Origin of the sequence: Pseudomonas nitroreducens, from assembly GCF_010994165.1 — a bacterium.
GTDB classification, from domain to species: domain Bacteria; phylum Pseudomonadota; class Gammaproteobacteria; order Pseudomonadales; family Pseudomonadaceae; genus Pseudomonas; species Pseudomonas nitroreducens.
Map to the genome: position 1 here is coordinate 531,393 of NZ_WMBX01000003.1, position 13,310 is coordinate 544,702.

Below are 13,310 nucleotides of genomic sequence, written 5' to 3' on the forward strand. Positions count from 1 at the left end.
AGCCCGGTATCAATTGGCGTTGGGCGCGGGCGGCGGGCGCAGGCCGACTTCGGCGTTGAGTGTCACCGGCTTGCCGTTGCGCAGCACTTCGATGGTGATCTTCTCGCCCGGCTTGGTGCGCGCCACCTGGTTCATCGAGCGGCGGCCATCGCTGGCGGCCTCGCCATCGATGTTCAGGATGATGTCGCCCGGCAGCAGGCCGGCCTTGGCGGCGGGGCCGTCGCGGTAGACGCCGGCGACGACGATGCCGGCCTTGTCCTTGAGGTCGAAGGACTCGGCCAGTTCCGGGGTCAGCGGCTGTACCTCGACACCGAGCCAGCCGCGGATCACCTGGCCGTGCTCAATGATCGACTGCATGACTTCCAGAGCCAGCTTGGTCGGGATGGCGAAGCCGATGCCCTGGGAGCCGCCGGATTTGGAGAAGATCGCGGTGTTGATGCCGATCAGATTACCGTTGGCGTCCACCAGCGCGCCGCCGGAGTTACCGGGGTTGATCGCCGCATCGGTCTGGATGAAGTCTTCGTAGGTGTTCAGGCCCAGCTGGTTGCGGCCGGTGGCGCTGATGATGCCCATAGTGACGGTCTGGCCGACGCCGAACGGGTTGCCGATGGCCAGGCAGACATCGCCGGTGCGGATGCCATCGGAGCGGCCGAGCATGATCGAAGGCAGGTCCTTGAGGTCGATCTTCAACACTGCAAGGTCGGTTTCCGGGTCGCTGCCCACCAGGCGGGCGATGGTCTCGCGGCCATCACGAAGGGCCACGACGATCTGGTCAGCGCCGGAGGTCACGTGGTTGTTGGTCAGCAGATAGCCTTCGGGACTCATGATCACTGCCGAACCCAGGCTCGATTCCATGCGCTTCTGTTGCGGCAGGTTATCGCCGAAGAAGCGCCGGAACAGCGGGTCGTCGAGCATGGAGTTGTTCGGCTTGCTGACCATCTTGGTGGTGTAAAGATTGGCCACTGCAGGCGAGGAGCGGGTCACGGCGTCAGCGTAGCTGACCGGGCCTTGCTGGATGCGGCTGAGCAGTGGAGCCTGTTGCAGGTGCACTTCCTGCTGCGGAAGGCCGACCCATTGCGGGTTATGCTGGATGATCAGCAGCGCCAACAGGACGCCAACCAGCACGGGCCAGCCGAGAAAACGCAGGGCCTTCAGCATCGAAGAAAATCCTTGGGGTTGCTTGGCCGGGGGATGGCCGATAGGGTGGCGGCCATTATACGGGCGGCGAGCCAAGAAAATAGACGCTCGCAGCCGATGTTGGAGGAATTTCGATGGCTATCGCACTGAGCACGCTGGTCGAGGAAGCGGACCGTTTCCTGGAGGCCGCGAAGATCCAGGATTACTGCCCCAACGGCCTGCAGGTCGAGGGTCGGCCGCAGGTGCGGCGCATCGTTTCCGGTGTCACCGCCAGCCAGGCGCTGCTGGATGCCGCCGTGGAAGCAGACGCCGATGTGGTGCTGGTCCACCACGGCTATTTCTGGAAGGGCGAGGATGCCCGGGTGGTCGGCATGAAGCAGCGACGCCTGAAGACCCTGCTGAACCATGACATCAGCCTGCTGGCCTATCACCTGCCGCTGGACCTGCATGCCGAGGTGGGCAACAACGTGCAGCTCGGCCGTCAACTCGGTTTCGAGATCGAAGGGCCGCTGGAACCCGGCAACCCGCGCTCCATCGTCCTGGTAGGCTCGCTGGTCGAACCCATGCTGCCGAGCGATCTGGCGCTCCATGTGCGCGATGTGCTGGGTCGCGAGCCGTTGCTGGTGGATGGCGGCCAGCCGATCCGTCGCATCGCCTGGTGCACCGGTGGCGCCCAGGGCTACATCGACCAGGTGATCGCCGCGGGCGTCGATGCTTATCTGACCGGCGAAGTCTCCGAACAGACTGTGCACAGCGCGCGGGAGAATGGCATCAGCTTCATCGCCGCCGGCCACCACGCTACAGAGCGCTACGGTGTGCAGGCGCTGGGGGATTACCTGGCCAAGCGCTTTGCCATCGAGCACCTGTTCATCGATTGCCCGAACCCTGCCTGACTCTTCGGCGCCATGAAAAAAGCCGGCTCAAGGAGCCGGCTTTTTTCATGGCGCCTCAGCGGTAGCCGTGACGCTGGCGGTCCACCGCCTTGCCCAGTTCCCACACCGCCATGGCGTAGTGCGTGCTGTGGTTGTAGCGGGTGATCACATAGAAATTCGGCAGGCCGTACCAGTACTGGTAGGTGTTGCCCATGTCCAGGCGCAGCAGGCTGGCGGTCTGGTGATTGCCCAGCGAGCCCTGCGGGCGCAGGCCGGCAGCGGACAGGGCGCTGATCGAGTACTGAGTCTTGAAGCCATCTTCCAGCGAGCGGGCCTGGCCGATGGCCGGGATCGCCACCGCATCGCCGGTGACCCAGCCGTGCTGCTTGAAGTAGTTGGCCACGCTGCCGATGGCGTCGCGCGGATTCCACAGGTCGCGGTGGCCGTCGCCGTCGAAGTCCACTGCGTACTGGGTGAAGGAGGAGGGCATGAACTGCCCGTAGCCCATGGCGCCGGCGTAGGAACCGCGCAGCTCCAGCGGATTGTCGCCTTCCTTGCGCGCCTGCAGCAGGAACTGCTCCAACTCGCCGCTGAAGAATTCGGCGCGGCGCGGGTAGGAGAACGACAGGGTGGCCAGTGCGTCGATGATCCGCGTCTTGCCCATCACGCGGCCCCAGCGGGTTTCCACGCCGATGATGCCGACGATGATTTCCGGTGGCACGCCGTAGGTGCGCGAGGCGCGTTGCAGGTCCGCCTCGTACTGGTCCCAGAACAGTACGCCCTTCTGCACGTTATCCGGGGTGATGAATTTCTTCCGGTAGCGCAACCAGGCGCCGTTCGGGCCGCTGGGCGGGGTGTAGGTCGGGGCCTGGCGGTCCATCAGGCGGATCACCCAGTCCAGTTCCTGGGTTTGGGCAAACAGGTCGTGCAGGTCCTGCCGGTTGAAGCCGTGCTTGCTCACCATCATGTCGATGAAGCGATTGGCGTTGGCATTATTCGCGTAGTCACCGCGCAGCGGGGTGATCGGTTGTACAGAGCCGAACGCCGGGTGGGCACTGGTCGTGATCAGGGTGGGGGGCTTGGGCTTCTGGGCCGGTTGTGGTGCGGGAGTCGGTTTGCTGCTGCACGCAGAGACCAGGACGAGTAAAGGCAGGGTGAAAGCGATGCGGCGCATGGGGAATCTTCTGGGGCAGGAAAACGTGCCGGCTATGCTAGCGCAGTGCCGCGCGGGCACAAGCCGGGACATTGCGAGACTGTTGCAGGAAAAGTCCTTCAGTCTTGCGACACCAATGTCGGGCGATGGCATCTCAAGCGTCGATGAGATGGAGTTCAGGGCCTTCCTCAAACACCTCGTCGGCGGGCGCGAAGCGCTGAGGGTGACTGAGCGCGTATGGCTATATAAGTATATTTTTTCGGTATAACCCGCCCGCCGGTTAGAGCCTTGCGCTGTGATAGAGTGCGCGCTCGTCTACGGCCCGCCGGCCGTCCATAAGCAATTCCGTGAGTAGCCATGGTCGACAAACTGACGCATCTGAAACAGCTGGAGGCCGAGAGCATCCACATCATCCGCGAGGTCGCCGCCGAATTCGACAACCCGGTGATGCTGTACTCGATCGGCAAGGACAGCGCGGTGATGCTCCACCTCGCGCGCAAGGCCTTCTTCCCCGGCAAGCTGCCGTTCCCGGTGATGCATGTCGACACCCGCTGGAAATTCCAGGAGATGTACCGCTTCCGCGAGAAGATGGTCAGCGAATACGGCCTGGACCTGATTACCCACATCAATCCCGATGGCGTGGCGCAGGACATCAACCCGTTCACCCACGGCAGCGCCAAGCACACCGACATCATGAAGACCGAGGGCCTCAAGCAGGCGCTCGACAAGTACGGCTTCGACGCCGCCTTCGGTGGTGCCCGCCGCGACGAGGAGAAATCCCGCGCCAAGGAGCGGGTGTACTCGTTCCGCGACAGCAAGCACCGCTGGGACCCGAAGAACCAGCGTCCGGAACTGTGGAACGTCTATAACGGCAAGGTGAAAAAGGGCGAGTCGATCCGCGTCTTCCCGCTCTCCAACTGGACCGAGCTGGACATCTGGCAGTACATCTACCTTGAGCAGATCCCGATCGTTCCGCTGTACTTCGCCGAAGAGCGCGAAGTCATCGAGATGAACGGCTCGCTGATCATGATCGACGACGAACGCATCCTCGAGCACCTCACGCCCGAGCAGAAGGCCAGCATCCAGAAGAAGATGGTGCGTTTCCGCACCCTGGGCTGCTACCCGCTGACCGGCGCGGTGGAGTCGACCGCTACTTCGCTGCCGGAAATCATCCAGGAAATGCTGCTGACGCGGACTTCCGAGCGCCAGGGCCGGGTCATCGACCATGATGCCGCCGGCTCTATGGAAGAAAAGAAACGTCAGGGCTACTTCTAAGGTTCTCGCACCATGTCGCATCAATCCGATCTGATCAGCGAGGACATCCTCGCCTACCTGGCCCAGCACGAGCGCAAGGAACTCCTGCGCTTCCTCACCTGCGGCAACGTCGACGACGGCAAGAGCACCCTGATCGGGCGCCTGCTGCACGACTCCAAGATGATCTACGAGGACCACCTCGAGGCCATCACCCGCGACTCGAAGAAAGTCGGCACCACCGGCGATGACGTCGACCTGGCGCTGCTGGTCGACGGCCTGCAGGCCGAGCGCGAGCAGGGCATCACCATCGACGTGGCGTACCGCTACTTCAGCACCGCCAAGCGCAAGTTCATCATCGCCGACACCCCCGGCCATGAGCAGTACACCCGCAACATGGCTACCGGCGCTTCCACCTGCGACCTGGCCATCATCCTGATCGACGCCCGCTACGGCGTGCAGACCCAGACCCGCCGGCACAGCTTCATCGCCTCGCTGCTGGGCATCAAGCACATCGTCGTCGCCATCAACAAGATGGACCTCAAGGGCTTTGACCAGGGCGTGTTCGAGCAGATCAAGGCCGACTACCTGCAGTTCGCCGACAAGATCAACCTCAAGACCAATTCCCTGCACTTCGTGCCGATGTCGGCGCTGAAGGGCGACAACGTGGTCAACAAGTCCGAGCGCTCGCCGTGGTACACCGGCCAGTCGCTGATGGAAATCCTCGAGACCGTGGAAGTCGCGGGCGACCGCAACCTCGACGACATGCGCTTCCCGGTGCAGTACGTCAACCGTCCGAACCTGAACTTCCGTGGCTTCGCCGGCACCCTGGCGAGCGGCATCGTGCGCAAGGGCGACGAAGTGATTGCCCTGCCGTCGGGCAAGGGCAGTAAGGTCAAGTCCATCGTCACCTACGAAGGTGAGCTGGAGCAGGCAGGTCCGGGCCAGGCCATCACCCTGACCCTGGAAGACGAGATCGACGTCTCCCGCGGCGACATGCTGGTGCATGCCGACAACCGTCCGCAGGTCACCGACGGCTTCGACGCCATGCTGGTGTGGATGGCCGAAGAGCCGATGCTGCCGGGCAAGAAGTACGACATCAAGCGCGCCACCAGCTATGTCCCGGGCTCGATCCCGAGCATCACCCACAAGGTGGATGTGAACACCCTGGAAGAGACCGCCGCCAGCGAACTCAAGCTCAACGAGATCGCCCGCGTGAAGGTCAGCCTGGATGCTCCGATCGCGCTGGACGGCTACGAACAGAATCGCACCACCGGTGCCTTCATCGTGGTCGACCGCCTGACCAACGGCACCGTCGGCGCCGGCATGATCATCGCCGCGCCGCAGGCCGGGCAGGGGGCTTCCGTCCACCACAGCAACGGCCATGTAGCCCGTGAAGAGCGTGCTGCGCGATTCGGCCAGCAGCCGGCTACTGTGCTGTTCAGCGGCCTCTCCGGCGCCGGCAAGAGCACCCTGGCCTATGCGGTGGAGCGCAAGCTGTTCGACATGGGTCGCGCGGTCTATGTGCTGGACGGCCAGAACCTGCGCCACGACCTCAACAAGGGCCTGCCGCAGGACCGCGCCGGTCGCAACGAGAACTGGCAGCGTACCGCCCATGTGGCCAAGCAGTTCAACGAAGCCGGCCTGATCAGCCTGTGCGCCTTCGTCGCCCCGAGCGCCGAAGGCCGCGCGCAGACCAAGGCGTTGATCGGAGCCGAGCGCTTCATCACCGTCTACGTCCAGGCTTCCCCGCAGGTCTGCCGCGAACGCGACCCGCAAGGCCTGTACGCCGCCGGCCAGGACAACATCCCGGGCGAGTCCTTCCCCTACGATGTGCCGCTGGATGCCGATCTGGTGATCGACACCCAGAGCCAGTCGGTGGAAGAGGGCGTCAAGGCGGTCCTCGACCTGCTGCGCCAGCGCGGCGCGATCTGATCGCACAGCGCTGAACTGAAGAAGCCCCGCACCTGCGGGGCTTTTTCATGCCTGACGTTCTTGTGGGAGCCGCTGTGGCGGGCGGCCCGGTCGATTGTCATGCGCAAAGCCTTCGCTGGCAGATGGCTATTGCCGTTGATCGATACCTGCATATAATGCGACTGATTATTATTTGCTGAATGGCAGGTGCGGTGGTGTCGCTACTGGGTCGTACACAACTCGCGGATCACGACATGCACCGCCTCTACGCCGATCACCATGGCTGGCTGCAAGGCTGGATCCGTCGCAAGACGGGCTGCTCGCAGCGTGCCGCCGACCTCGCCCAGGACACTTTCCTGCGCGTGCTCACGGTGCGTGCCAAGGGCGTCGCGGTGTATCTCGAGCAACCGCGCACCTACCTCGCGACCATTGCCCGCGGCCTGGTGATCGACCAGTGGCGCCGCCTGCAGCTGGAGCAGGCGTGGCTGGAGTCCTTGGCCGCCCAGCCCGAGGCGGTGCAATCGTCTCCTGAACAATTGGCGCTGATCCTGGAAACATTGCAGCAGGTGGACGCGATGCTTCTGCGTCTGCCCGCCAGAGCTCGCCGGGCCTTCCTGCTGGCGCAGATCGATGGCTTGCCGTACCGGGAAATCGCTGTGGAGCTGGGGGTGTCCGAGCGCATGGTGAAGAAATATCTCGCCTAGGCGTTCCTGCACTGCGCGGTGCTGGAAGCCGAGCTGGACGGAGTGCTGGTGGAGTGAACGGTCGCGACGACAAGCTCAGCCACGCCAGCCTGCAGCAGGCGGCGAACTGGTACGTGCTGCTGCAGGATGAAAATCCCAGCGTGCAACTCCATGCGCAATGGCGCCAATGGCTCGACCTGCACGCCGAGCACCAGGCCGCCTGGCACTACGTCGAGCGCATAGGCCAACGATTCGCACCGCTACAGGGGGAAAGACAGCTGGCGGGGCGGGTGCTCAAGGCCAGTGGCGAGCGCCAGCTCTCGCGTCGCCAGGGCCTCAAGGGACTGCTGGTGCTCAGCGGCGGCCTGCTGCTCGGCTGGGGCTCCTGGCGCAGTAACGCGTTGCCGAGGTTGGTGCAAGGATGGAGTGCCGATTACAGCACCAGTACTGCCGAGACTCGCGAGGCTATCCTTGCCGATGGCACCCATCTCTGGCTGGCGGCGATCAGTGCGGTGGATGCCGACTTCGGCCCGGACCAGCGCCTGTTGCGGCTGCGTTTCGGCGAAGTGCTGGTGGACACCGCCAGGGATGCCGCGCACCGGCCCTTCCTTGTCGATACTGAGCAGGGGCGCCTGCGCGCACTGGGCACGCGCTTTGCGGTCAAGCAACTGGGCGACTCTACGCGCCTCAACGTCTACACCGGCGCAGTGGAAATCCGCACCGCGGAGAGTGGCGAGAAGCGAGTACTGGAAGCCGGCCAACGCGCTGACTTCACGCGCATCGCCATCGGCGAGGTGTTGCCGGCACAGACGGCAGGGGATTCCTGGGTACGCCACGTGCTCACCGCCGAGAACATGTCGCTGGGGCAATTGGTCGAAGAGCTGGGCCGTTATCGCCACGGCTACCTGGGTTGTGATCCGGCAGTCGCGCAGTTGCCGGTGATGGGGGCTTTCCCCCTGGACGACAGTGACCAGGCGCTGCGCCTGCTGGCAGCGGCATTGCCGGTCAAGGTCCAGCGCCTGACACCGTGGTGGGTGAGCATCGAGTCCGTCTGACTTATCAGGAAAATAATTTCCGCTGTGGTTCCCTTTTTCAGTTTCCCGTTCGGTCATTCCACAGAAACGCACTTTTACCCACTGCACCGAACCAGGGAATTCCATGCATTCGCTCATTTCCTCCTCGCGCCCCTTCGTCCGGCGGCCGCTGGCGCTGGCCATCTCGTTGTCGCTGTGCAGCCTCGTTGCGCTGAACCCGATTCAGTCGGCTCAAGCGGCTCCGGGCACGGAACAGGCTGTTCTGCGCGAATACCACATCGCTCCGGGGGCCCTGGCGGCCTCGCTCAACCAGTTCAGCGGCCAGGCTGGCATCTACCTGGTTGGCCACAACGATCTGACCGCCGGCAAGACCAGCAAGGGGCTTGATGGTCGCTATAGCATCGAGCGCGCCCTGGCGTTGCTGCTCGATGGCACGGGCCTGCAGGCAGTGCCGCAGGCGTCCGGCGGCTACGTCCTGCAACCGGACCCGAACGGTACCGTATTGCAGATGGATTCGACCTCGATCATCGGTAGCGGTACCGGCGCCGAGCAACTGGACGACAACGGCTACAACGCCAAGGTCAGCTCCACGGCGGGCAAGACCAGCACTTCCCTGGCGGAGACACCTCGCTCGATCTCCGTCGTGACCCGCCAGCGCATGGTCGATCAGCAATCGCAGACGCTGACCGATGTGCTGGGCTATGTGCCGGGGATCTTCGCCCCGCCGTTCGCTGCCGGTGATGGCTTGGCCGGCGATCTGTTCTTTATCCGCGGCTTCAATGCCACCGACTGGGGCTATGGCCTGCTGCGCGATGGCTTGCGGGTGCAGGGCAATCGCTACGACACCACCAGCGAGCCCTATGGCCTGGAGCGCGTCGAGGTCTTCCGTGGGCCGACCTCGATCCTCTACGGGGAAAATGCTCCCGGAGGCATCGTCAACCTGGTGAGCAAGCGGCCCACCGCCGACCCGCGCGGCGAGGTCCAACTCACCTACGGGTCCCATGACCGCAAGCAGCTGGGCGTGGACGTTTCCGGCCCGCTGACCGATGAAGGCAACATTCTCGGTCGCGTGGTGATGCTCGGCCGCGACGCCGATACCCAGGTCGATCACCAGCCGGATGACCGCATCTATATCGCGCCATCGATGACCTTCAACTTCGACGATGCCACCACTCTGACACTGCTCTCTACCTACCAGCGCGACCGCACGCTGATGGAACTGGGCTATCCGGCGGCCGGCACGCTGCTGCACAACCCCAATGGCAAGATCGACAAGGACACGCTGTCGGGCAACCCGGACTGGGACAGGTTCGAGCGCGAAGCCTGGACCCTGGGCTACGAGTTCAGCCACCAGATCGACGATACCTGGCAGTTCCGCCAGAACTCACGCTACATGCAGTCGCGTATCGACCGCCGCGAGATGTGGCCGGGGAGCCTGAACAACGCTGGCTTCGGTACCAACGTCAACAACACGGCGTACGACCGCTACAACAAGTCGATGACTTACTCGCTGGACAACCAGTTCGAGGGGCACTTCCAGTCCGGCGAGCTGGCCAACACCGTGCTGGTGGGCGCAAGTTTCGACCGTACTTCATTCAACCAGGACTGGGACGCCGGTGCCGGCGGTTCGGTGAACGTGTTTGACCCGGTGTGGACAGTCAAGCCAAGCACGCCGATCCATGTTCAGGACGCGCTGCTGGAACAGAAGATGTATGGCCTCTACGGCCAGTTGCAGACCCGCTACGACAACTGGGTCGCTCTGTTGGGCGGGCGCCTTGACGAGGTCAACAGCCAGTACCGCAACCGCGCCGGCACCACCAACGGGCTGGCAGACCTGGACAACTGGGACCATGACTTCACCTGGCAGGCGGGCCTGATGTACCAGTTCGACAATGGCCTGTCGCCGTATGCCAGCTACTCCACCGCCTTCGCTCCGACCCAGCAGACGTCGAGCAAATCGGGCACTCTCGACCCGACGACCAGCGAGCAGTACGAGGTGGGCGTGAAGTACGAGCCCAAGGGCTGGAATACCTCGATGACCGCCTCGGTCTACGATCTGCGCAAGACCGACGATGTGATCTACGACAGCACGGTCGGCGACTACCGGCAGGTGGGTGAAAGCCGTTCCAAGGGGCTGGAGCTGGAGGTCAACAGCGACATCACCGAAAATCTCAGCCTGACGGCGTCCTATACCTACACTGATTCGCGGATTACCAAGGATGCCCCCGGTTCACTGTTGGAGGACCACCAGATGACCGGCGTGCCGCGCAACCAGGCGTCGGCCTGGGGTACCTACCGCTTCCTCGACGGCTATCTCAAGGGGTTTCGTGTGGGTGGCGGCGTGAGGCACTTCGACAGCACCTTCGCCTACACCCCGGCATCGCTGTACGGCAAGCTGGATACCGGCGACGTGACCCTGGTGGACGCCCTGGTCGGCTACCAGCTAGACGAGCACTGGTCCGCAGAAGTGAATGCGAAGAACCTGCTGGACAAGGAATACGTCGCCGGCTGCAACAACGCCGGGCGTTGCTACTGGGGCGAAGAGCGCTCGCTGCTGGGGAGCGTGACCTTCCGCTGGTAGTTCTGGCAGCATGAATGAAAAAGCCCCGCATCGGCGGGGCTTTTTCCTTGGCGCGGAGACCTCAGTACTTGCTTTTCAGCCCGTACGTCTCGTCCAGGGTGCCCGGACCGTCGCCGGTCTTGGGCGCATAGTCGCGCGGCGCTTCGTTGTTCGCCGGCGGGGTCAGGCGCTCGCGGCGCTCGGGGTATTCGTCGGCGTGCAGGGCGGCCAGCAGGCGCTGTTTGGTCTGTTCGTCCAGGGCCAGGCGCTCGGCGCCCTCGGACAGGTGCTCCTGCACATCCTGATAGCTCTGGGTGAGCTTCTTCATCAGGCTGGCGGAGGTGCTGAAGTGGGTCACCACTTCGCGCTGGTAGCTATCGAAACGATCCTGCATGTCGTCCACCTGACGCTGCAGCTTGTTGGGCGCGGCGTTGGGCAGCAGGCGGGCGATCAGAAAGCCGATGCCGACCCCGACGATCAGGGCGAGTAGCGGCAGCAACCAGGTGGTGAGGGACTGTTCCACGCGAATCCTTCCTCTATAGACGGCTTTGCTTTACGTTAGCGGCTTGCACCTGTGCTTGTATACCGTGGCGAATGCTTCGCCGCCTGCGCAGGTATTGAGCTAGACGAGACGACCCGCCACGGGGTCACGGAGCTGTTGTTTGACCACCCGCGAAATCCCCCTGTTCCTCGATGGCCCCGAGGGCCAACTGGAAGCCCTGCACCTCGCCACGCCTGATGCCAAGGGCGTCGCGCTGATCTGTCATCCGCACCCGCTGTTCGCCGGCACCCTGCAGAACAAGGTGGTCGCCACCCTGCAACGCGCCGCACGGGATGCAGGATACGCCACCCTGCGTTTCAATTTTCGTGGCGTGGGTCAGAGCGCCGGCAGTTACGCCGAAGGCCGCGGTGAAATCGACGACGTGCTGGCCGTCGCGCACTGGCTGGCCGGGCAGCATCCGGGCCTGCCGCTGACGCTGATGGGCTTCTCCTTCGGCTCCTGCGTGGCCGGCAATGCTGCCGGGCGCCTGGAAGAGCAGGGCGCAGAACTCGCACAGCTGTTCATGCTGGCGCCGCCGGTGGAGCGCTTCGATGTCGACCTGCCCGAGCGCTGCCCGCTGACGGTGATCCAGCCCGAAGCCGACGAAGTAGTCACGCCCGAGCGTGTGTACGCCTGGAGTGCGGAGCTCACCAAGCCCCACGAACTGATCCGCATCCCCGAGTGCAGCCATTTCTTCCACGGCAAGCTGATCGAGCTCAAGGACCTGATACAGGCCCGGCTCGCCTAGGCCGCCAAGCCGCGTTACCATCCGGCCCGCCATTTCATTTGTGTTGATTCCTGGATTCCCATGACGACCCGTATCCTGACCGGCATCACCACCACCGGTACTCCGCACCTGGGCAACTACGCCGGCGCCATCCGCCCTGCCATCGTCGCCAGCCGCGATCCGCAGGCAGATTCCTTCTACTTCCTGGCCGACTACCACGCGCTGATCAAGTGCGATGACCCGGCGCGCATCCAGCGTTCGCGTCTGGAAATCGCCGCCACCTGGCTGGCCTGCGGCCTGGATGCTGACAAGGCGACCTTCTATCGCCAGTCCGATATTCCCGAAATCCCCGAACTGACCTGGCTGCTCACCTGCGTCAGCGCCAAGGGCCTGCTCAACCGCGCCCACGCCTACAAGGCCTCGGTGGACAAGAACGTCGAGGCCGGCGAAGACCCGGACGCCGGCGTCACCATGGGCCTGTACAGCTATCCGGTGCTGATGGCCGCGGACATCCTGATGTTCAACGCGCACAAGGTGCCGGTCGGCCGCGACCAGATCCAGCACGTGGAAATGGCCCGCGACATCGGCCAGCGCTTCAACCACCTGTTCGGCAACGGCAAGGAACTGTTCACCCTGCCTGAAGTGGTGATCGAGGAAGACGTGGCGACCTTGCCGGGCCTGGACGGTCGCAAGATGTCCAAGAGCTACGACAACACCATCCCGCTGTTCGGCAGCGCCAAGCAGCTCAAGGACGCCGTGGCGCGCATCGTCACCGACTCCCGCGCGCCGGGCGAGCCGAAGGACCCGGACAACTCCCACCTGTTCACCCTGTACCAGGCGTTCTCCACCCACGAGCAACAGGCCGCGTTTCGCGCCGAACTGCTCGGCGGCCTGGCCTGGGGCGAGGCCAAACAGCGCCTGTTCGAGCTGCTCGACAACGAGCTGGGCGAGGCCCGCGAGCGCTATCACGCGCTGATCACCCGCCCGGCCGACCTGGAAGATATTCTCCTGGCCGGCGCCGCCAAGGCCCGCCGCATTGCGACGCCGTTCCTCGGCGAGTTGCGCGAGTCGGTCGGCTTGCGTTCGTTCCGCGAGCAGGTGCAGGTGGCGACCGAGGGCAAGAAGAAAGCTGCCAAGGCGGCGCGCTTCGTCAGCTTCCGCGAGGACGACGGCTTCCGCTTCCGCCTGCTGGATGCCGCGGGTGAGCAACTGCTGCTGTCCATCGCCTTCACCGATGGCAAGGCCGCCGGCCAGGTGACCAAGCGCCTGCAGTCCGAGGAACTGGACCTGCACGCCGAACTGAACGCCTTCAGCGTGCGCCTGGATGGCGAAGCCGTGGCGTATAGCCCGGAGTTCTCCACCGACGCGGAGCGCGACACCGCCATGCAGCGTCTGCGCGAGGCTCTCGCTCCGCAGGAGTGAGGCGCAGCAGGCCGGT

At 64.2% G+C, this 13,310-nt stretch carries 11 protein-coding genes; 8 read left to right on the top strand and 3 right to left on the bottom strand.

Features of this window, described 5'->3' with window-relative positions; genetic code table 11:
- Positions 1-9: 9 nt before the first annotated feature.
- The gene (algW, locus tag GJV37_RS15795) at positions 10-1,158 is read right to left on the bottom strand and encodes a Do family serine endopeptidase AlgW (RefSeq protein ID WP_024766531.1); all 1,149 of its coding nucleotides are present in this window, start codon (positions 1,156-1,158) and stop codon (positions 10-12) included.
- 113 nt (positions 1,159-1,271) lie between these two features.
- Between algW and GJV37_RS15800 the strand changes: the two genes are divergently transcribed.
- Positions 1,272-2,030: a Nif3-like dinuclear metal center hexameric protein gene (locus GJV37_RS15800; RefSeq protein ID WP_193452722.1), complete on the top strand. Its 759-nt coding sequence runs from the start codon at positions 1,272-1,274 to the stop codon at positions 2,028-2,030.
- A 55-nt stretch (positions 2,031-2,085) separates the two neighbouring features.
- On the opposite strand, the gene mltB is transcribed toward GJV37_RS15800, so the two are convergent.
- A complete protein-coding gene (gene mltB, locus GJV37_RS15805; RefSeq protein WP_193452723.1) occupies positions 2,086-3,183 on the bottom strand; it encodes a lytic murein transglycosylase B in 1,098 nt (365 codons plus the stop codon).
- A gap of 336 nt (positions 3,184-3,519) precedes the next feature.
- Between mltB and cysD the strand changes: the two genes are divergently transcribed.
- From cysD to GJV37_RS15830, 5 genes are all read left to right on the top strand, one after another.
- A complete protein-coding gene (gene cysD, locus GJV37_RS15810; RefSeq protein ID WP_037009793.1) occupies positions 3,520-4,437 on the top strand; it encodes a sulfate adenylyltransferase subunit CysD in 918 nt (305 codons plus the stop codon).
- Between the two features lie 12 nt (positions 4,438-4,449).
- Positions 4,450-6,348, top strand: a complete 1,899-nt coding sequence (gene cysN, locus GJV37_RS15815; RefSeq protein ID WP_024764038.1) for a sulfate adenylyltransferase subunit CysN — start codon at positions 4,450-4,452, stop codon at positions 6,346-6,348.
- 233 nt (positions 6,349-6,581) lie between these two features.
- Positions 6,582-7,031: a sigma-70 family RNA polymerase sigma factor gene (locus GJV37_RS15820; RefSeq protein WP_193452724.1), complete on the top strand. Its 450-nt coding sequence runs from the start codon at positions 6,582-6,584 to the stop codon at positions 7,029-7,031.
- Between the two features lie 53 nt (positions 7,032-7,084).
- Positions 7,085-8,065 (top strand): FecR domain-containing protein, encoded by a 981-nt coding sequence (locus tag GJV37_RS15825; protein ID WP_193452725.1) that lies wholly within the window; start codon positions 7,085-7,087, stop codon positions 8,063-8,065.
- 103 nt (positions 8,066-8,168) lie between these two features.
- On the top strand, positions 8,169-10,625 hold the full coding sequence (locus tag GJV37_RS15830) for a TonB-dependent siderophore receptor (RefSeq protein WP_193452726.1): 2,457 nt from the start codon (positions 8,169-8,171) through the stop codon (positions 10,623-10,625).
- 61 nt (positions 10,626-10,686) lie between these two features.
- Here the strand turns inward: GJV37_RS15830 and GJV37_RS15835 are convergent, their stop codons facing one another.
- On the bottom strand, positions 10,687-11,127 hold the full coding sequence (locus tag GJV37_RS15835) for a Z-ring associated ZapG family protein (protein WP_045209602.1): 441 nt from the start codon (positions 11,125-11,127) through the stop codon (positions 10,687-10,689).
- A gap of 139 nt (positions 11,128-11,266) precedes the next feature.
- Between GJV37_RS15835 and GJV37_RS15840 the strand changes: the two genes are divergently transcribed.
- Together GJV37_RS15840 and GJV37_RS15845 are read left to right on the top strand one after the other, a co-directional pair.
- A complete protein-coding gene (locus GJV37_RS15840) occupies positions 11,267-11,893 on the top strand; it encodes an alpha/beta hydrolase (protein WP_038803239.1) in 627 nt (208 codons plus the stop codon).
- 60 nt (positions 11,894-11,953) lie between these two features.
- Positions 11,954-13,294, top strand: coding sequence for a tryptophan--tRNA ligase (locus tag GJV37_RS15845; protein WP_193452727.1), 1,341 nt, complete (start codon positions 11,954-11,956; stop codon positions 13,292-13,294).
- The last annotated feature ends 16 nt before the right edge of the window (positions 13,295-13,310 follow it).